Source organism: Methylobacterium ajmalii (genome assembly GCF_016613415.1).
Lineage (GTDB): Bacteria > Pseudomonadota > Alphaproteobacteria > Rhizobiales > Beijerinckiaceae > Methylobacterium > Methylobacterium ajmalii.
The window spans coordinates 9211-28215 of record NZ_JACWCT010000011.1; the positions used below are offsets into that span (position 1 = coordinate 9211).

Here is a 19005-nt window from a genome sequence, read left to right on the forward strand (position 1 = left end):
GCGGGACCTGCGGGAGATCGGCCGGCAGCAGGTCGAGCGACTGGACCGGATCGCGGAATGCGGGCGAGTTTCACGAGACCAGCTGACGGCACAGACCGAACTGCTGCGCAGCATCGACCGGGAGCAGGTGCGCCATCACGGCCACGACTGACCGGCGGGAACCCGCCCTACCGTCGAGCGGTTATCTCACCGGATTTCCAGACCCGAGACCCCGCCTTCAGCCCCGCCGGCAGCCGCCGAGCGGGGCTTTCTTGTCTCTGGGCCTACGCGGCGATCCAGGCGAAGCGCTCGGCCTCGTCCCAGGCGCAGGCCGCGCCGAGCGCGGCTGAGAACACACCCGACAGGCGAACCCGCTCGGCGTCGATCACGGGACCTTCGACCGCCACCGGCCGGCAGCGCGCGGCGAGACCCGGCACCACGAAGTCCGGGTTGTGCAGCGCGTGGTCGGAGCCCTCCGTGAAGAACGGCCGGTCGCCCCAGTCGAGGTAGCTCTCGGCCGCCAGGCCCTCGGCCAGCAGGATGTCGTGAGCGTCGAGCTCGACGTGCCAGTAGGTCACCGACGAGACCGGCTCGCGCGCGATGGTGGTGCCGTTGATCAGGCACATCACCGGCACGAGGTGGCCGCCCGCGCCGTTCGCGTCGGCACCGACCAGGACCGGGTGGCCGGGCGAGAGACGCAGGTCGCGGGTGGGCAGCCCGCCGCCGAAGGCGCCGGCGCGGATGCGGACCGGCTGCTGGTCGTGGGGCAGGCTCGTGGTAGCGCCGTCGAGGGTGCGGTGGCCGATCCAGATCACCGGTCGCAGGGCACCCGAGGCGGTGACCGCCCGGTCGCCGACGCGCAGATCCTCGACTGCGACGTCGCCGCGATCCGTGCGGATCAGCGTGCCGGTGGTGAAGCAGACCGGAGCTTGGTAATCGCCCTGCTGCGGCGTGAACGTAACCGAGCTACCCGGGGCGATGGGGTTGTTCGAGAAGGCGACGGTGTCACCACTTAGGCTTTGCAATAGAAAAAGGTCGGGGGTGTCCAGTTGCGTTATCCCGATGCGCTGGACGCCGACGACCGTCGATGGTATAGATAAAATATCAATAAATGTATTCGATCCGTCTGCATTGACCCCGTATAGATAACGACCATCTTGCCCTGAATTGTTTAATGCGTATCGCGAGTAAGTGCCGTATTTGGATGCAAGCGGAGTAAAAGACGCCGATCCAGAGCCATTGGTAGAGTAGGACAAAGCCCCAACCGATGCCACATTCGCGGCATTAAAATATTGATACTGGAAAAAGGGGTTGCTCCCAATACCGGCCGCCATCGATTTTCCTCCCTGATCCCGCCCTGCGCGAAACCGCGAGCGTCATTCAACTCCTCCTGGCGAGACTCGGGGCTTAGGTCAATTATCTTAGTCCGGTGCGCGAAACGAGGACCCGTGAAAAAGTCGGAAAACCTCAATCTGTGGCGCCATGGATACACCCACGGGTGGAGCGGCGAGTCTCGTGTTCTCCGGGGCCCGCCCGTCCATCCACGGCACGCACTGGCCGACGGCGAGGGTCACCCGCCGCTCACCTGCTCCGCGAAGTCATCCGGCACCTCCCCGAATTGGCCGAGGATCGTCGCGCTCTCAAGCTCGCCCGTCTCGTCATCCGCCACGATCCGCAGCGCCGCCGCGCCCGGCATCCGGCCGGCGATGGCCTCTGCCCGCTTGAGCGCCCCGTTCTCCGTCGGCGCCACGTCCCGGTTGCCCGGCCGCAGCCGCTTCCGGTGGATCTCGAACGTCTGCACCATGAACGTCGTCCGCATGCCCATCACGATCTCCTGAACCCGTCGTCCCCACTCCGCACAGGCGCGAAGCTCGGCCTTGACCGGGAACCTCCGGCCTGTTTGTTCTCTTTCCGTTCTAACACGGAGGGCGCACGTGAGTCTCTATCGGGTCGGTGCGGAGGCGGCGGACGAAGGCGGGCTCGTGCGGATCCCGTTCAGCTCCCGACGCTCTGCGCCGGGTTCCCGAGCCCCGCCGAGGACTTCATCGAAGGGGCGCTCGAGCTTCCGCGCTGGCTCGTGCTCAACCCGCCTGCCACCTTCATCTGGCGCGTGCGCGGCTGGTGCATGAAGGGCGCCGGCATCCACGACGAAGACCTAGCGATCGTGGACCGGTCGCTGCGGCCCGCCTCCGGCGCGGTGGTGGTTGCTGTGGTCAACGGCGAGATGAGCCTCAAGCGCCTGGTGATGACCGGCAACCGGCTGTCCCTGACGTTCGACAACCCGGAGATGGACGAGGACTTCGCCCTGGAGGATCTGGAGGAAGGTCTGCTCTGGGGCGTGCTGCTGTTCTCGGTGCGCTGGCACCACGTGAAGTCCCGCGCGAGCCTCGTGCGATGAGCCGGGCGATCGCGCTCATCGACGGAAACTCCTTCTACTGCTCCTGCGAGCGCGTGTTCGACCCGAAGCTCGCCGGCGCGCCGCCCGCCGCAGGGCGGAGGTGAGAGCGAGGTAGGCGGAACGGCCTGGAAGATCCGGCCTGTGTCTCATGTAGACTCACCGATCTGCTAGATAGCGCAGATTTTCTAAAACGGCTTGCTCGTCGGCCTGCCATCTCAGATCATCGATCGGCTTCTGTAGGCACCAGACATGGTGCGCATCCAGTTCTCTTAGTGATTCAATTACATACTGATTGATTACTATACGGCAATCAATATTATATACCGTAGTTTTTTTATTTGCAAAACAGGCAAGGTGCATGTTAGATCCGTCGCATCCGGCGATCGTGGATGCATTTGAGGCCAACCGCACTTGATCAATGAATCTATATTGTTCAGGATATATGATATTGTATCCCTCTGCTCGAAAAATTTCTTCTAGGGTTTCCTCGTTGATCGCGTGCCTACCTTGATATTTGCGACTCAAATAAATTTTGTCGGGGGTATCAATGGGGCGATTAATTGAATTTGCATAATTTATGATATTATTATAGACAGAATTCATTAGCAAATGACAACAGTGGTTGATTTTATAGAGGCCGGACGGCACCCAGCAGTTTTCGATAATCGCGGGCCGCGTCGAAATAATCTTTACTCGTGATAAATCAATCCCCATCGCTTCATAACTCCCCTTGGCAATATCCCAACTCGTATCTGTGAATTCGCTTCTCCAAGCATGAAAAATAAAATTATCAAATTCTGAGCTAATTGATTTCAGAGCCCAGGAATTGCATATGCTTTCTAAGATAAAATGGCCGAAAACGTCATGGTAGATACCAAGATAGAGGGAGCGTCCAGGGATGAAATCTGCATTTTCATCGAAGACAATGTGCTCGGGATCAGTTGGAATGTACGCTGCTCGTGCAGACCAGCGCTGCGAATTTCTGATAAGGCGACCCTCATTATCGTAGAGACACCCCCTAAATAAATAATTTGGCTCATGTTCCCGCGGTGTAGCATAACTATAACTGTAAGGTTTTATCTCTACTTCCTCAAAAGTAACACATCCCGCAAGGTCAGGTATCTGGTCATATCCGACAAATCGAAATGGCATGAATGCTCCTCGCGATCCGCTGCTGCACCCGGACTCCGGCCCGGAGCATTTTGCCGTTTATGCGCAACTTGTCCGGTGCGGCAAGTCGTGACTGACGACGATGCGCAGCGGCTCGCGCCCGATAGGCGACGCGGGTTCTACCAGCCTCTCCTCACACGAGCAAAACCGCCAGAGCAGCAGCGGTTGCCCGCGCTCGACTTGCCAGCGCAGTGCGGCGCGGCGTCGAGGCCGGCGCGGCCGGCTTTGTTTTCGTCGCGGCCCGACCATGTTTCCGCAGCCCCTTCACGGCCGGATAGGTCAGGCACCAGACCCACTCGTCCCCCTTCCGCCTGTTAGGGTGGGTCTTGTAGATCCGCGCGAACGAGCCCACTGGCGCCAGCAGGACCGCCGTCTTGACCGCGTTCCGCTTCTGCGGCTCCGTCGCGCCCTCCCGCGCCAGCACCTCGACCGCGTAGGCGTGCGCCATGACGGCCGCGGCGACGTCGATGCCGTCCTTCCCGACCTCGACTAGGACCGGCTTGGACGGATCCGCCAGATAGGCCGAGATCGCCGCGTCGAGCGCGTCGTCGGTGAGGAGCTTCTGCTTGTAGGCGTCGCCGCCGGTCACTGCTTCGCCTCCCAGATCGGCACCGTCCCCGGCCTCTTCACGGGCTCGTGCCGGTAGGCGGTCCACCTCCCGAGCTTGATCCACTCGGCCGTCACCTCGTGCACGTCGACCGAAAGCGTCACGAGGATCCCGCTGTAGCCCCCGCGGATCGTGCCGAGCTCCGGGTGGACCCCGAACAGCCGCAGCGTGTCCCAACCGGCCGCGTGCACCTGCATCCCCCAGCGCTCGACGAACTCGCCGCACAGCCGATGGGTCTCACGCCACTCGTCGAACCGCAGCCCGCGGGACGAGACGACGCCCGGGGAGAGGCTGGCGAGGCCGCGGGATCAGGTGAGGACGGTGTCGGGAATGGGTGCCGTGCTGTGCCGTGTTTTGTGCGGCCCCGATTTTACGCCTCGGGGCCGACTTGGCCCTCCCTCGAAGGGAGAGCGGAACGTCCGCGGAACAGAATGCGCCGGATTTCGTGCCGTCGCGATAGGGTCTCAGATGCGTATATTGACGCTTCTGATGGGCCTAATCTATCGATTTTCCAGTGGTTTAGATGGTGCCGGTGGAGAGGATCGAACTCCCGACCTTCGGTTTACAAAACCGCTGCACTACCGCTGTGCTACACCGGCGAGAGCCTGCAAGCCGTTGATTTGCAAACTCTTCATGCCCGAGCGCGAGGCGCGCGCGACAGGCGGGTCTATAGAGCCCCTGGCCGGTCCGTCGTCAAGGCGCAAAATCCGGGGCCGGCGTGGCCGCAGGACGTGGGTTAGGATTGCAGGAACGCGATCGGGCCGGGGCTCGCCTGGTCGAAGACCGCCGCGGTCAGGCGGCCCGTCCGTAGGGGTGCCGTGTCCAGGTTGGTGCGGTAGGGGTGGCGGCGTGGCACGCCCTCGTAGCAGGGCGTGTGCCCGTGGACGACGTGCTTGCCGAAATCGTAGTCGACCGACAGGAACGGCTCGCGGATCCACAGGCGGGCCCGCACGCTCGGATCGATCCCGGGCCGTCCGGGCCGGAAGCCGGCATGGACGTAGTAGCGCAGGCGGTCCTCGTGGACGGTCCGCAACCCGGCGATCCAGTCCATCTCCGTCGCCGGCAGGTCCGCAACCGTCGCGACGCCGTAGGAGGCGAGGGTCCGGTCGCCCCCGGTCGCGATCCAGGCCGCGGCCCGGCGCGGGTCGCGCATCGCCCGCAGCAGCGCGTGTTCCCGGTTGCCCATCAGGCACGTTACCGCCTCGGGGGTCCGCTCCTGGGTTTCGCGGACGATCGCGACGGCGCGGGCGCTCTCTGGGCCCTTGTCGATGTAGTCGCCGAGGAAGACCAGCCGGCGGTACCGGCCCGCGGCATGGGCCACGATCAGGGCGAGGAGGCTTTCCAGCGCGCCCGCGCAGCCGTGGATGTCGCCGATGGCGTAGGTCAACTCATCCATGGAGCGCTGTCGGGACCGTGGGGGTGGCGGAGAAGGATCCAGGCGTCAGGGCACCGCGATTGTCGATGCACCGGCGCCGGGATGGGACGACTGGAACAAAGATCGGGACACTCGACGTTCCCGAGTCGTCGACAGCCGAACAAGTCAACATGCGAACGGTCGAGTACCGAACACTGCGGTCCCGCATCCCGTGATCTTCAGCGCTAACGCAAGGAATCGAAAGATCGGTCGAGCGATCTATGCCCGAGGGTGAAACGAAGGTCCCGGGCGGTGTTAGGCATGCGGGTCGCGACCCATGCTGCGGCACCGCCGGGGCCGCGCCGGCCGGTGTCACGGTCTGCCCAGATCCGTCGGCGTGATGCTGCGCTGCAACACGAGGTCGCAGTTCTCGCGCTCTGTCAGATCCTGGCACGCGAATCGCTGATCTGCCGGGACGGCGCGCGTCCCTCCGGCCCGGACCCCCGCCCGTCCCGATGGCATGAGGCGGCCGGTGGAGGTGGCATGGCGGAGTTCCTGACCGTGGCGCTGGTCTGCGTCAGCACCCTGGCGGCCCCGGATTGCTCGCGCGAGACGGCCGTGGACGTGGCGGTCGCCCCCGCGCCGACGCCGATCGCCTGCCTGATGCAGGGCGAGACCCTGGCGGCGCGCAGCGGCTTCCTGCGCGGGCAGGAGACCTACCTGAAGGTCGCCTGCGAGCGCCGCCGCACCGCGGCGCTCCGCCCCGACAGCGTCACGCCCTGACGGTGCGTCGCGGGTGCGGGGGATGGCCGGCGCGGCCGCGCCGGTCTATGGCCTCGCCTCCCGTTGCGTGCGGCACCGTGCGGACCCACCTGCACGGGATCCCGGCCGCCCGCGCGCGAGACAGGAGCGTCGCCCCCGCCCCATGCCCATCGAAGCTGTCCCGCCCCAGGCCCACCTGCCGCCTCTCGCCAAGCTCGCCCTGGAACTCGGGCCCCTCGGGGTCTTCTTCTTCGGCAACGCCTATGCGGAAAAATTCGGCTTTGCCGCCGACCAGCGCCTGTTCGTGGCGACCGGGCTGTTCATCGTCGCGACCCTGGTGGCGCTCGCGGTGCATTACGTCTGGGTGCGGCGGCTGCCGATCATGCCGCTGGTCTCCGGCGTCGTGGTGGTGGTGTTCGGCGGCCTGACGCTGCTCCTGCGCGACGAGGTGTTCATCAAGCTCAAGCCCACCATCGTGAACAGCCTGTTCGGCGCGGTACTGCTCGGCGGCCTCGCCTTCGGCCGGCCGCTGCTGGCGCTCGTGCTCGACAGCGTGTTCGATCTCACCCAGGAGGGCTGGCGCAAGCTCACCTTCCGCTGGGGGCTGTTCTTCTTCTTCCTGGCGGCCGTGAACGAGGTGGTGTGCCGCACCCAGACAACGGATTTCTGGGTCAGCTTCAAGGTGTTCGGCATCATGCCGCTCACGATCGCCTTCGCGCTGGCGCAGACGCCGCTCTTGCTGCGCTACGAGCGCAAGAAGGACGGGACCACGACAGGCGGGGCGACGTCGGATCAAGCTTGAGCGGGGCGCGGTGCCGCAGCCGGAACGGGTGCGGGACTTCGGCGATTCATCCCGTCATGAGCCCCGCACCTGCCGACCCGCCGGAGAAGGCCGTGACCGACAAGGCCTTGACCGAGAAAGCACTGGCCATCCACCGCCGCCTGTGCGGGGTCTATGGCTGCCCGATCCCCTATTTCCACGATCTCGACCCGGTGAGCGAGCTGATCTCCTCGCTCCTGTCGCACCGTACCCGCAACGCCGATTCCGGCCGCGCCTTCAAGGCGCTCCGGGCGCGTTTCAACGACTGGGACTCGCTGATCGCCGCGCCGACCGCGGAGGTCCAGGCGCTGATCTCGGGCGTCACCTGGCCCGAGCTGAAGGCGCCGCGGATCCAGGCGGTCTTGCGCGCGGTGCAGGCGCGGGCCGGGAGCCTCGATCTCGGTTTCTTGCGCGAGATGCCGGTCGCCGAGGCGCGAGCCTGGCTCGAGGCGATTCCCGGCGTCGGGCCGAAGACCAGCGCGGCGGTCCTGTCGTTCAGCGCGTTGCGGATGCCCGCGCTCCCGGTCGACAGCCACCATCACCGGGTGGCGCAGCGCACCGGGCTGATCGGCCCCAAGGTCGATGTCGGCCCCTCCCATGCCATCCTGCGGGCGCAGCTGCCGGCGGACTGGGACGCGCAGACGCTCTACGACAACCACGAGATCCTGATGCTGCACGGGCAGCGCTGCTGCTTCCACCGCAACCCGGCCTGCGGGTCTTGCGCCGTGCTCGATCTCTGCCCCACCGGCCAGGCCCGGACGAAGGCCCGCAGGCCGGACGGCGCGGTCGCGCTGCACCCCTGATCGGCGTGCTTGACCCCCCTCCCGGAACGGTCCAGAACGCCGCGCCCGCGGGACTGTGACAGCCCTCGGCCAGGGGACGACGAACTCACGATGCCCGCGTTCAAGGAACTGGTCTTCTCCGGCGTCCAGCCGACCGGAAACCTGCACCTCGGCAACTATCTCGGCGCCATCAAGCGCTTCGTCGCCATGCAGGCGCAGTTCGACTGCCTGTACTGCGTCGTCGACCTGCACGCGATCACCGTGTGGCAGGACCCGGCCGAGCTGACGCGCCAGATCCGCGAGGTCACCGCGGCGTTCCTGGCCGCCGGCATCGATCCCGCCCGCTCGGTGGTGTTCAACCAGAGCCAGGTGCCGCAGCACGCCGAACTCGCCTGGATCTTCAACTGCGTCGCCCGCCTCGGCTGGCTCAACCGCATGACGCAGTTCAAGGAGAAGGCCGGCAAGGACCGGGAGAACGCCAGCATCGGGCTCTACGACTATCCCGTGCTGATGGCGGCCGACATCCTGGCCTACCGCGCCACCCACGTTCCCGTCGGCGAGGACCAGAAGCAGCACCTCGAGCTGACCCGCGACATCGCCCAGAAGTTCAACAACGACTTCGCGGGCGCGATTCAACAGCAGGGCCACGGCGAGGCGTTCTTTCCGATCACCGAGCCGCTGATCGGCGGGCCGGCCGCCCGGGTGATGAGCTTGCGCGACGGCACCAAGAAGATGTCGAAGTCGGACCCGTCCGACTATTCGCGCATCAACCTGACCGACGATTCGGACGGCATCGCCACGAAGGTGCGCAAGGCCAAGACCGACGCTGAGCCCCTCCCTTCCGAGACCGCCGGTCTCGAGAAACGGCCGGAGGCCGACAACCTCGTGGGCATCTTCGCCGCGCTCAACGACGTGAGCCGCGAGGACGTGCTGCGCGAATATGGCGGCGCCCAGTTCTCGGCCTTCAAGGGGGCGCTCGTCGACCTCGCGGTGGCCAAGCTCGGGCCGATCGGCGCCGAGATGAAGCGCCTCGTCGCCGATCCGGGTCACATCGATGCGGTGCTGGCCGACGGCGCCGCCCGGGCCGAGGCGATCGCCGCGCCGAACATCGCCGCCGTGAAGGACATCGTCGGCTTCGTGCGCCGGCGCTGAGCGGTCGCGGCGGCGCACCGGCTCCCGGCAGTTCCCATGCCGGTCTAGCCGGAGCACGGGCGCGATCATCGTCCAGTATCAGATTGAACAGGGCGATGAACCGTCCAGTATTCGACGGTTCATGATATGCCCATCCGGCCCTAGCCCGAGCCGGATCCGGTCCTTCATTCCGATACGGGAACGAGCGCGCGGAACTTCGCCGTCCGCGTGTGGGCGCGCAAAGTCCAATCTACATCTTGCCGCTGGCTTTTAGCCGTGCAAGCCGTGTCACGGCCCGCTCGGCCGAATCATCTCGCTGCACATCCTGCGCCCATTCCTCGATGAGGGTGGGACGAGCGCGCGACCTTTGTCTCAGATGTTCGATCTCGTCCCTCAGAATGGTGTTCCGAGGAGCATCGCGATGCTCGGAAGGCGGGGGTGATTTGCGGCGGCTCGACATGCCGGGCATGCTCTTCGGGCGTCGTTAACGGGAGGTAAACGACGTCCCGATCCCGGTGGCCGTCCGGCCTCGCTCACCCGAAGGTGATGCATCGCGGGGGGCGGCCTTGAAGCGCGGGCCATGGAGCCGATAACCCGGAGCGACGATCAAACACCGGGAGGCGATCCGCATGGCCATCCAGGCCCTCATCTTCGACGTGTTCGGCACCCTCCTCGACTGGCACGGCGGCGTCGCCCGGGAGGCCGTGCGGCTCCTCGCGCCCTTCCGGCCCGACCTCGACGGCGCCGCCTTCGCCCGGGCCTGGCGCGACCGCTACCAGCCCGGCATGGAGCCGATCCGCCAGGGCGCCCGGAGCTACGCCGACCTCGACACCCTGCATGCCGAGAGCCTGGAGGGCGTGCTCGCCGGCCTGCACCTCGCCGAGACGGTACCGTCGGAGGTGCACCACGAGCTGGTGCTCGCCTGGCATCGGCTCGATGCCTGGCCGGAGGTGCCCGACGCGCTGGCGCGGCTTCGCGAACGATACCTGCTGGCGCCCTGCTCCAATGCGCATGTCCGGCTCGCCATCGCGCAGGCCCGCCGCAACCGGCTGCCTTGGGACGCGGTGCTCGGAGCCGAGTTCGCTCAGGACTACAAGCCGAAGCCCGCCGTCTATCTCCGTGCCGTCGAGGCTTTGCGGCTGCAGCCCGGCGAGGTGATGATGGTGGCGGCCCACTCCTCGGATCTCGCGGCAGCGGCGGCCTGCGGCCTTGCCACCGCCCATGTCGCACGGCCCGACGAGAGCGGCCCGGGCACCGGCGAGCCGGCGCCCCTGGTGCCGGTGGATGTTGCGGCATCGGATTTGGCGGATCTGGCGAGGCAGCTCGGCTGCTGAGAACTGGACATGACAACCGGCATCCTACCCACTCACCTCAGGATGAGGTCGAGAGTGGGGTAAAATCGGTCAATCGACGACACGGCATCCTGCGTAGAGAAAGGGCCCGCCTCCTCCGGGGAAGCGGGCCCCACGGTCGTCAGTTCAGCAGGGCATGGGCCGGCCGGCGCTCGTCCGGCGACACCGACTGGTCGCCGATGAACAGGCCGGCGGGGCCGAGGCGCACCGGCACCGTCTCGCCGTCGTGAACCCGGCCGGCGAGGATCTGCTCGGCGAGCGGATCCTGCACCGCCTTCTGGATCACGCGCTTCAGCGGGCGCGCGCCGTAGGCCGAGTCGTAGCCCTTGTCGGCGAGCCAGGCGCGGGCGTCGGGCTCGATGTCGAGGGTGATCTTGCGATCCTCCAAGAGCTTGGCCAGGCGCCCGAGCTGGATGTCGACGATCGCCCCCATCTCCTGCCGCTGCAGGCGGTGGAAGAGGATGATCTCGTCGACCCGGTTCAGGAATTCGGGCCGGAAGTGCGAGCGGACCACGTTCATCACGTCGTCGCGCACCACGTCGGTATCCTGGCCCTCCGGCTGGTTGACGAGGTACTCGGAGCCGAGATTCGACGTCATGACGATCAGCGTGTTGCGGAAATCGACCGTCCGCCCCTGCCCGTCGGTGAGCCGGCCGTCGTCGAGGACCTGCAGCAGGACGTTGAACACGTCCGGATGCGCCTTCTCGACCTCGTCGAACAGCACGACCTGGTAGGGCCGGCGCCGCACGGCCTCGGTCAGCGCGCCGCCCTCCTCGTAGCCGACATAGCCCGGAGGCGCGCCGATCAGACGGGCCACCGCGTGCTTCTCCATGTACTCGGACATGTCGATGCGCACCAGCGCCGTGTCGTCGTCGAACAGGAAGCCGGCGAGCGCCTTGGTCAGCTCGGTCTTGCCGACGCCGGTGGGGCCGAGGAACATGAACGAGCCGATCGGCCGGTGCGGGTCCTGCAAGCCGGCGCGGGCGCGCCGCACGGCGGTCGCCACCGCCACCACCGCCTCGGTCTGGCCGACGACGCGCTTTCCGAGCGCAGCCTCCATCCCGAGCAGCTTCTCGCGCTCGCCCTCCAGCATCTTGTCGACCGGCACGCCGGTCCAGCGCGAGACGACCCCGGCGACATGGCTCGGCGTCACCGCCTCCTCCATCATCCCGGACCCGTTGCCGCGCGAGCCTTCGGCACCCCGAGCCTCGATCTCGGCGAGTTCCCGCTCCAGCCCCGGGATGATGCCGTAGGCGAGCTCGCCCGCCTTCTGGTACTGGCCCTGGCGCTGCGCCGCTGCGAGGTCGTTCCGCGCCGCGTCGAGCTTCGTCTTCAACTCGGCCGCCCGGCCGAGCTTGTCCTTCTCGGCCTTCCAGCGTGCCGTGATCGAGGCCGACTGCTCCTCGAGGTCGCCGAGCTCCTTCTCCAGCCGCTGCAGGCGGTCGCGGGAGGCGGAATCGGTCTCCTTCTTGAGAGCCTCGCCCTCGATCTTCAGGCGCACGATCTCACGATCGATGTTGTCGAGCTCCTCGGGCTTCGAATCGACCTGCATGCGCAGGCGCGAAGCCGCCTCGTCGACGAGGTCGATCGCCTTGTCGGGCAGGAAGCGGTCGGTGATGTAGCGGTTCGACAGGGTCGCGGCCGCCACCAGCGCCGAATCCTGGATCCGGACCTTGTGGTGCTGCTCGTACTTCTCCTTGATGCCGCGCAGGATCGAGACCGTGTCCTCGACCGTCGGCTCCGAGACGAAGACCGGCTGGAAGCGGCGGGCGAGCGCCGCATCCTTCTCGACGTGCTTGCGGTACTCGTCGAGCGTGGTCGCGCCGACGCAGTGCAGCTCGCCGCGGGCGAGCGCGGGCTTGAGCAGGTTCGAAGCGTCCATCGCCCCATCCGCCTTGCCGGCACCGACGAGCGTGTGCATCTCGTCGATGAACAGGATGATCTGGCCGTCCGCGGCGGTGACCTCGGAGAGCACGCCCTTCAGCCGCTCCTCGAACTCGCCGCGATACTTCGCGCCGGCGATCAAGGCGCCCATGTCGAGGGCGAGGAGCTGCTTGTCGCGAAGCGATTCCGGCACGTCGCCGTTGACGATGCGAAGCGCCAGACCCTCGACGATGGCGGTCTTGCCGACGCCGGGCTCGCCGATGAGGACGGGATTGTTCTTGGTGCGCCGCGACAGCACCTGGATGGTGCGGCGGATCTCCTCGTCGCGGCCGATCACCGGGTCGAGCTTGCCGTCGCGGGCCGCCTCGGTGAGGTCGCGGGCATACTTCTTCAGCGCGTCGTAGGCGTTCTCGGCCGTCGCGTTGTCGGCGGTGCGGCCCTTGCGGAGCGCATTGATGGCGCCGTTGAGCGAGGCCGCGGTGACGCCGGCCTGGGCCAGGATCTTGCCCGCATCCATATCCTTCTCGACCGCCAGCGCCAGCAGCAGGCGCTCCACGGTGACGTAGGAATCGCCCGCCTTCTCGGCGGCCTTTTCCGCGGTGTCGAACAGGCGCATCAGCTCGCGGGTCGCCTGCGGCTGCGAGGCGCCGCCCGAGACCTTCGGCTGCTTGGAAAGCCACGCCTCGGTCTGGGCGAGCGCCACGCGCGACTGGCCGCCGGCGCGGTCGATCAGGCCTGCGCACAGGCCCTCGGGATCGTCGAGCAGCACCTTCAGGACGTGGGCGGGCGACAGCTGCGGATGGCCCTCGCGCAGGGCCAGCGACTGGGCCGACTGCACGAAGCCCCGCGCCCGCTCGGTGTATTTTTCGAAGTTCATGAATGCGCTCCTCCTTGGCCGATCCTCCCGCCCTCGTGACGAGGCATCGGTGGGACCGAAGGGTTCGCCCTCGCGCGGTCGTCGCGCGCCGGGCGCCGGCCCTTCCAGGAAGCTGCCGGCCCACCCCATGTGGTGTGACATATCGGTAACACAAGGGGCGGCCGGCCGATTTCACGGTTGCGGGATATGCGGTGCGCGGATGGCTGCAACGGCGCGGGCCGGGCCCGATTCCCTGCGCCGGCCAATCGCGCTAGGCAGGAGCCATGAGCAGCCCTGCCCTCACCGTCGCCGCCCTCCACCGCTATCCGGTGAAGGGTCTTTCGCCCGAGCCGCTGACGGCGGCGGCCCTCACGGCCGGCAACTATTTCCCGGGCGACCGGCTGTTCGCGGTCGAGAACGGCCCGAGCGGCTTCGACCCCGCCGCCCCGGTGCACCAGCCGAAGATCAAGTACCTGATGCTGATGCGCAACGAGGCCCTGGCCCGGCTGCAGACGTCCTACGACGACGCCACCGGCGTGCTGACGATCCGCGAGGGCAACCGGGAGGCGGCGCGGGGCGACCTTGCCACGCGGGAGGGCCGGTTCGCCATCGAGGCGTTCTTTCGCCGCTTCCTGCCGAAGGAGTTGCGCGGCCCGCCGAAGGTCCTGGCGGCGCCGGAGGGTTATCGCTTCACCGATTCGCGCAGCGGATACGTCTCGCTCATCAACCTGGCGAGCGTGGCGGCGGTCGAGGACATGGTCGGGGCGCCGGTCGATCCCCTGCGCTTTCGCGGCAACCTGCACGTCACCGGGCTGCCGGCCTTCGCCGAGCTCGACCTCGTCGGGTCGGAACTCGCGACCGATGCGGGCCTGCGCCTGAAGGTGACGAAGCGCATCGTGCGCTGCGCCGCCACCAACGTCGACCCCGTCACGGGCGAGCGCGACCTCGCGATCCCGGAAGCGCTGCAGAAGCACCTCGGCCATGCCGATTGCGGGATCTACGCCGAGGTGGTGTCGGGCGGGGAGGTGCGGCCCGGGGACGTGCTGCGGGTGGCGGGCTGACGGTCCGACGTCCGGCTCAGCGCTTGGCCGGCAACCAGGCCGGCTCCGGCTCCCGGCGCGGCAGCACCGCGGCGACGGCGTCGAGGTCGACCGTGTAGCTGTCGGTAAGCAGGCGCCAGAGGTCCTGGCGGTTCGCGGCGCGGTCGCTCAGCGAGTTCACCGTGGCGGCGAGCAGCGCCGGGTTGGTGAGGGCGGGGCGCGGCAGGAGGAGATCGGCGGGGCGCATCGTCGGCATCCGTGAAACCGTCCCCAGATTGTGCCGGACGTGGTAAATTTCCCGTAAAATGCAACCGACTCGAACCGGGGTCGGCCACCGTCATCGAACCGTCACGTGGGCCCGCCAGAACCCCCGCCGGATGCCGGCGATCCCCTGCGGGGCATGCCCGTCGCCCGGAAGCGCGCGACCGCGCGATTTCGGTGTGACAGGCCGCGCGATGATGCGTAGAAACCCGCGCCGTCCCGGCCGCGTGCCGCGGCCGAACCTTGCCCCGGCCGCGCGCCCGCCTTCCGCGCCGCGGCCCGACCTAGCGAGAGGAAACCCGCCGCGATGAGCGATTCCGGAGCGGACAAGCAGCCCGACGTCCAGCTGCCCAACGTGCACGTGCGGGCCGAGGTCCTGGTGCAGGCGCTGCCGCACATGCAGCGCTACGACGAGGAGGTGGTCGTCATCAAGTATGGCGGCCACGCCATGGGCGACCGCGCCGCCGCGGAGGATTTTGCCGAGGACATCGTGCTTCTCGAGCAGTCGGGCCTCAAGCCCGTGGTGGTCCATGGCGGCGGGCCGCAGATCGGCCGCATGCTCGACCGGCTCGGCATCAAGTCCGAGTTCCGCGAGGGCCTGCGCGTCACCGACGAGGCCACCGTCGAGGTGGTCGAGATGGTCCTGGCCGGCTCGATCAACAAGCAGATCGTCGGCTGGATCTCGGCCGAGGGCGGCAAGGCGATCGGCCTGTGCGGCAAGGACGGCAACATGGTGCGGGCGCGCCGCGCCGCCCGCACGGTGACCGACCCGGATTCGCACATCGAGCGCCACGTCGATCTCGGCCTCGTCGGCGAGCCCGAGCACGTCGACCGCACGGTGCTCGACGCGGTGCTGAAGGCCGAGCTGATCCCGGTCCTCGCCCCGGTGGCGGTCGGCGCCGACAACCAGACCTACAACGTCAACGCCGACACCTTCGCGGGGGCGATCGCCGGGGCGATGCGGGCCAAGCGCCTGCTGCTGCTGACCGACGTGCCGGGCGTGCTCGACAAGAACAAGAAGCTGATCCCGGAACTGTCGATCGAGGATTGCCGCCGGCTCATCGCCGACGGAACCATCACGGCCGGCATGATCCCGAAGATCGAGACCTGCATCTACGCGCTGGAGCAGGGCGTCGAAGCGGTGGTCATCCTCGACGGCAAGGTGCCGCACGCGGTGCTGCTCGAGCTGTTCACCGATTACGGCGCCGGCACCCTGATCCGCCGGTCCTGACACGCCATCGGACGACCGGGCGGCCGCCCCTCGCGGCCGCCCGGTCCGTCGGAGCCTTCTTTCGTCTTCCCTTCCGCCCCGCCTCGCTTAATCTAGGCGCCCGGGGCCGTGGGGCCCCCGTCGCCGGATCGTCCCTTGCTGCTGCCAGGCGAGAGCCACCTCACCGCGCCCGAGGCCCGTGGCTTCTCCGGGGTCGATACCTGGGTGTTCGACCTCGACAACACGCTCTATCCCCACGACGCCCGGGTCTGGCCGCAGGTCGACGAGCGCATCACGCTTTACGTGATGAACTTGTTCGGCCTCGACGGGATCTCGGCCCGTGCCCTGCAGAAATACTTCTATCACCGCTACGGCACGACTTTGCGCGCTCTGATGGCCGAGTGGAAGATCGACCCGTACGACTTCCTCGACTTCGCCCACGACATCGACCATTCGAGCATCGCCCTCGACCCGGGCCTCGGCCTGGCGATCGAGAGCCTGCCCGGCCGCAAGCTGATCCTCACCAACGGCTCGCGCCGGCACGCCGAGAACGTCGCGAAGAAGCTCGGCATCCTCGACCATTTCGAGGACGTGTTCGACATCGCGGCAGCCGACTTCGTGCCCAAGCCCGAGCGCAGCGCGTACGAGAAATTCCTCGACCGCCACGGGGTCGACCCGACGCGCTCGGCCCTGTTCGAGGACATGGCCAAGAACCTCGTCGTTCCGCACGACCTCGGCATGGCGACGGTGCTGGTGGTGCCCCGCACCATCGACCCGTTCCGCGAGAGCTTCGAGCAGGAGGCGGTGCGCGCGCCCCATATCGACCACATCACCAACGACCTCGCGGGCTTCCTGACCGATCGGGTCGCCCCGGCGCTGGCGGCGTGAGCCCGCAGGAGCGCCCCGGGCGGGACCCGCACGGTCGCGGGCCGGACGCCGACGACCCAGTTGAGATCTGGGGCCGGCGCATCGGCCGCGGGCTCGGCGGCATCGCGCTCGCAGGGCTCGCCTTCCTGCTCGGCCGACAATTGCAGCTGTGGTGAGACCCGTGCCCGGAGACGAGATGCCTCAGACCGACTGGAGCGGACGCAAGGCCCCCGACCTCACCGCCATCGAGGCCCTGGCCGATGCGGCCTTCGCGCGCCTGCCGGAGGGGTTCCGGGCGCTATGCGACGGCGTGGTGATCCGCGTCGAGGATTTTCCCGACGACGAGACCCTGCAGGAGATGGGCTGCGAGAGCGAGTTCGACCTCCTCGGCCTGTTTCGCGGCACCGGCCTGGCCCAGGGCGGCGGCGCCCTCCATCTCGCCACCGGGCAATTTCCCAACATGGTCTGGCTCTACCGCCGGCCCCTCCTCGACTACTGGGCCGAGCACGACGAGACCCTGGACCATCTCGTAACCCATGTGCTGGTGCACGAGATCGGCCACCATGTCGGCCTGTCCGACGACGACATGGCGGCGATCGAGGCGGCGGCCGAGGCGTGATCTCGCCGGGCGCGAGCTGAGCAGATTTCGCCGAAGTGGTGACCGGTTCGGCGCCGAAAATCTGCGACGGAACAAGAGCCTGAGCGGGCGAAGCGTTGGCTTGCCAACGCAAAGTCTGCTTAGGCCGACCGCCTCCGCGCCGGAAGGCACTAGTTCTAACGTTCTAGGATGAAGCGCCGTTAGATCGCGCGTCTGCGCCGGCCCAAGCCCTTGGTCCGGCGATCGTTTCAGATCCGGAACAGCGTCCTGTCGGCTCGATCATGCCCCAGGGCAGTATAACGGCGAGGCGATTGCCGGCGAGCGGGGGCCTCCCCTATCGGCGAGGACGGACCGGCGATCCGGTCGTCACCGCGATCCCCGACATGTCCAGCCGCATCATCTTCGACCCCATCCGCATCGACACCGGCAGCAGTGACAGCGAGGGCCGCCTGGCCTATCGCGACGGGCGCCTGATCGGCGTCCTGACGTTGCTCGATCCCGAGTTGCACGGCGAACTCGGCGTCGGCCGGCACTGGTTCCTGGAGGCCGGGTTCGGGCCGACCTCCGGCGAGCCGCGCCCGCCGGCCTTCCCGACCCTCGACGCGGCACGGGCCTGGCTCGCCGACCGGAGTGCCCGGTCCCCGTGCCGGGCGGCGCGGGCGCCTGAGGCTACGCCGCGCCGCGCGGCGGCAGGGCGCTCGCCTTCGGGCGGCTGGTGCGGAACTGCCCGCGCTCCACGGCGATGAACACCAGCACCACCACGGTCACGCTGGTGAACCACCAGCTCGCCGTGGTGCCGATGCCGAGGCAGGCGGAGGCGAAGGCGGTGGCGGCGGTCGCCATCGCGCCCGGTGTCAGCACCGGGTGCTCGCGGCCGGAATGGCGGATGCCGTTCCATAGCACGAAGGCCGCCGCGAAGGCGCCGACGATTCCGAGTTCGTACCAGATCTCGAAAAGCAGCGAGGCCGGGGCGTTGATCGGCAGCATGCCGATCACCTTGCCGCGCAGGGCCGTCTCGAGGCCGTGGCCGGTGATCAGGCGCAGCGGCTCGGTCGTCACCACCCGCTGCCAGGCCTTCAGCGACAGGATCGTCGGATGGAGCGGCCCGAGCACCGGCGTGAGCAGCGGCCGCAGCAGGAAGGGCAGCAGCGGCGCCAGCGCGACGAGGCCCGCGGCCACGCCCGCTGTGACCCGCACCCCGAGCCCCTGGCGCCAGGTCGCCAGCGCGAAGGCCGCGGCCCCGACCGCGAGGGCGAGCAGCGGCACGGGACCGGGAGAAATCACCAGGGCGACCGCGACCGCCAGGGCGAGGCCGAGGGCCTGCATGTCGCGCCGGCGCGAACGCAGCCAGGCGGCGGCGGGCCAGACCAGCAGGGCGAGCAGCATCGCGCCGCGCTCGAGGGCGCCGTCGTCCTCGAGCGCGCTCCTCACGGCGGTGCCGCTGGACAAACCGAGGAGAATCGCCCCGATCGCCGCCGCACCGACGCCGAGCGGCAGGAGGTAGAGGTTGGCCGAGCGCATCCGGTCGGGCAGCGCAAGGTAGCCCGCCACCGTCAGCCCCACAGTAGCGGCGAGGTTGAGCAGGCGCTCGCTCGCCGGGCCGGGAAACGGCGTCCAGACCAGCGAGAGCGCGCACCAGCCGAGCAGGAGGACGCCGGCCAGGATCGCCCTGGCGCCGCCCAGGCGCGCCAGCCCGGCGGCCAGCGGGCGCTGGGCTCCGTCGAGGAAGGCCGCGACGATCAGGAGCGCGATGCCGATCGGTGCCAGGATCACCACCGAGCGCCGCGACACCAGGGCGGTGACCGGGATCACCACGGTCAGGCCGAAGAAGGCGAGGCGTCGCAGCAGCGCCGCCGCATCGACGGCGGGATCGGTGGTGTGCGTCGTCGCGCGCGGCATGGCGGCTTTTCCGGCTGGCGGCCCGGCGGGCGCCG

Annotated in this window: 20 protein-coding genes, 1 tRNA gene and 1 pseudogene; 12 read left to right on the forward strand and 10 right to left on the reverse strand. The window is 68.0% G+C overall.

The window, feature by feature from the left end; genetic code table 11:
- Positions 1 to 263 precede the first annotated feature (263 nt).
- Both HPY23_RS02125 and HPY23_RS02130 read right to left on the reverse strand, forming a co-directional pair.
- Positions 264 to 1004, reverse strand: coding sequence for a Hint domain-containing protein (locus HPY23_RS02125; RefSeq protein WP_236012558.1), 741 nt, complete (start codon positions 1002 to 1004; stop codon positions 264 to 266).
- Positions 1005 to 1549: 545 nt separating this feature from the next.
- Positions 1550 to 1804 carry a hypothetical protein gene (locus HPY23_RS02130; RefSeq protein ID WP_091885551.1) on the reverse strand — a complete coding sequence of 85 codons (255 nt, stop codon included), beginning with the start codon at positions 1802 to 1804 and terminating at the stop codon, positions 1550 to 1552.
- Positions 1805 to 1913: 109 nt separating this feature from the next.
- On the opposite strand from HPY23_RS02130, the pseudogene HPY23_RS02135 reads away from it, so the two are divergent.
- A pseudogene (locus tag HPY23_RS02135) lies at positions 1914 to 2377 on the forward strand (LexA family protein).
- A 156-nt stretch (positions 2378 to 2533) separates the two neighbouring features.
- On the opposite strand, the gene HPY23_RS02140 reads toward HPY23_RS02135, so the two are convergent.
- The 5 genes from HPY23_RS02140 to HPY23_RS02160 all read right to left on the reverse strand — a co-directional run bounded on the left by HPY23_RS02140 (position 2534) and on the right by HPY23_RS02160 (position 5550).
- Positions 2534 to 3529: a glycosyltransferase family 61 protein gene (locus tag HPY23_RS02140; RefSeq protein WP_091885549.1), complete on the reverse strand. Its 996-nt coding sequence runs from the start codon at positions 3527 to 3529 to the stop codon at positions 2534 to 2536.
- A gap of 151 nt (positions 3530 to 3680) precedes the next feature.
- Entirely contained in the window at positions 3681 to 4136 is a 456-nt protein-coding gene (locus tag HPY23_RS02145) for a hypothetical protein (protein WP_175539931.1), read from the reverse strand.
- Complete coding sequence (locus tag HPY23_RS02150; RefSeq protein ID WP_091885546.1) at positions 4133 to 4351, reverse strand: hypothetical protein; 219 nt, start codon at positions 4349 to 4351, stop codon at positions 4133 to 4135. The genes HPY23_RS02145 and HPY23_RS02150 overlap by 4 nt, the downstream gene beginning before the upstream one ends.
- A gap of 327 nt (positions 4352 to 4678) precedes the next feature.
- Positions 4679 to 4753: transfer RNA gene (locus HPY23_RS02155), tRNA-Thr, on the reverse strand.
- Between the two features lie 137 nt (positions 4754 to 4890).
- Positions 4891 to 5550 carry a metallophosphoesterase gene (locus tag HPY23_RS02160; RefSeq protein WP_091885543.1) on the reverse strand — a complete coding sequence of 220 codons (660 nt, stop codon included), beginning with the start codon at positions 5548 to 5550 and terminating at the stop codon, positions 4891 to 4893.
- Between the two features lie 501 nt (positions 5551 to 6051).
- Here HPY23_RS02160 and HPY23_RS02165 point away from each other — a divergent pair.
- The 5 genes from HPY23_RS02165 (at position 6052) to HPY23_RS02185 (ending at position 10337) form a co-directional block, all read left to right on the forward strand.
- Positions 6052 to 6291, forward strand: a complete 240-nt coding sequence (locus tag HPY23_RS02165; protein WP_091751115.1) for a hypothetical protein — start codon at positions 6052 to 6054, stop codon at positions 6289 to 6291.
- Between the two features lie 142 nt (positions 6292 to 6433).
- Positions 6434 to 7072 (forward strand): septation protein A, encoded by a 639-nt coding sequence (locus HPY23_RS02170; RefSeq protein ID WP_200601610.1) that lies wholly within the window; start codon positions 6434 to 6436, stop codon positions 7070 to 7072.
- 56 nt (positions 7073 to 7128) lie between these two features.
- The gene (locus HPY23_RS02175) at positions 7129 to 7893 is read left to right on the forward strand and encodes an endonuclease III domain-containing protein (protein ID WP_091885537.1); all 765 of its coding nucleotides are present in this window, start codon (positions 7129 to 7131) and stop codon (positions 7891 to 7893) included.
- 90 nt (positions 7894 to 7983) lie between these two features.
- Positions 7984 to 9024 carry a tryptophan--tRNA ligase gene (gene trpS, locus HPY23_RS02180; RefSeq protein ID WP_060845863.1) on the forward strand — a complete coding sequence of 347 codons (1041 nt, stop codon included), beginning with the start codon at positions 7984 to 7986 and terminating at the stop codon, positions 9022 to 9024.
- Between the two features lie 608 nt (positions 9025 to 9632).
- Positions 9633 to 10337, forward strand: coding sequence for a haloacid dehalogenase type II (locus HPY23_RS02185; RefSeq protein ID WP_091885534.1), 705 nt, complete (start codon positions 9633 to 9635; stop codon positions 10335 to 10337).
- A gap of 139 nt (positions 10338 to 10476) precedes the next feature.
- Here HPY23_RS02185 and clpB read toward each other — a convergent pair whose 3' ends face one another.
- Positions 10477 to 13116, reverse strand: a complete 2640-nt coding sequence (clpB, locus tag HPY23_RS02190; RefSeq protein WP_091885531.1) for an ATP-dependent chaperone ClpB — start codon at positions 13114 to 13116, stop codon at positions 10477 to 10479.
- A gap of 263 nt (positions 13117 to 13379) precedes the next feature.
- Here clpB and HPY23_RS02195 point away from each other — a divergent pair, with 263 nt between their 5' ends.
- Positions 13380 to 14156, forward strand: a complete 777-nt coding sequence (locus HPY23_RS02195; protein WP_091885529.1) for an MOSC domain-containing protein — start codon at positions 13380 to 13382, stop codon at positions 14154 to 14156.
- Positions 14157 to 14172: 16 nt separating this feature from the next.
- Here the strand turns inward: HPY23_RS02195 and HPY23_RS02200 are convergent, their stop codons facing one another.
- On the reverse strand, positions 14173 to 14382 hold the full coding sequence (locus HPY23_RS02200) for a hypothetical protein (protein WP_060849203.1): 210 nt from the start codon (positions 14380 to 14382) through the stop codon (positions 14173 to 14175).
- Positions 14383 to 14703: 321 nt separating this feature from the next.
- Here HPY23_RS02200 and argB point away from each other — a divergent pair, with 321 nt between their 5' ends.
- The 5 genes from argB (at position 14704) to HPY23_RS02225 (ending at position 17817) form a co-directional block, all read left to right on the forward strand.
- Entirely contained in the window at positions 14704 to 15627 is a 924-nt protein-coding gene (gene argB, locus HPY23_RS02205) for an acetylglutamate kinase (protein WP_060845859.1), read from the forward strand.
- Positions 15628 to 15762: 135 nt separating this feature from the next.
- Positions 15763 to 16494 carry a pyrimidine 5'-nucleotidase gene (locus HPY23_RS02210; RefSeq protein ID WP_060845858.1) on the forward strand — a complete coding sequence of 244 codons (732 nt, stop codon included), beginning with the start codon at positions 15763 to 15765 and terminating at the stop codon, positions 16492 to 16494.
- On the forward strand, positions 16491 to 16649 hold the full coding sequence (locus HPY23_RS02215) for a hypothetical protein (RefSeq protein ID WP_167543887.1): 159 nt from the start codon (positions 16491 to 16493) through the stop codon (positions 16647 to 16649). Before HPY23_RS02210 ends, HPY23_RS02215 begins: the two co-directional genes overlap by 4 nt.
- A 20-nt stretch (positions 16650 to 16669) precedes the next feature.
- Complete coding sequence (locus HPY23_RS02220) at positions 16670 to 17092, forward strand: metallopeptidase family protein (RefSeq protein ID WP_091885526.1); 423 nt, start codon at positions 16670 to 16672, stop codon at positions 17090 to 17092.
- Between the two features lie 362 nt (positions 17093 to 17454).
- On the forward strand, positions 17455 to 17817 hold the full coding sequence (locus HPY23_RS02225; protein ID WP_175539930.1) for a hypothetical protein: 363 nt from the start codon (positions 17455 to 17457) through the stop codon (positions 17815 to 17817).
- Here HPY23_RS02225 and HPY23_RS02230 read toward each other — a convergent pair.
- Positions 17741 to 18970 (reverse strand): peptide ABC transporter permease, encoded by a 1230-nt coding sequence (locus HPY23_RS02230; protein ID WP_091885524.1) that lies wholly within the window; start codon positions 18968 to 18970, stop codon positions 17741 to 17743. The genes HPY23_RS02225 and HPY23_RS02230 overlap by 77 nt on opposite strands.
- Between the last annotated feature and the right edge of the window lie 35 nt (positions 18971 to 19005).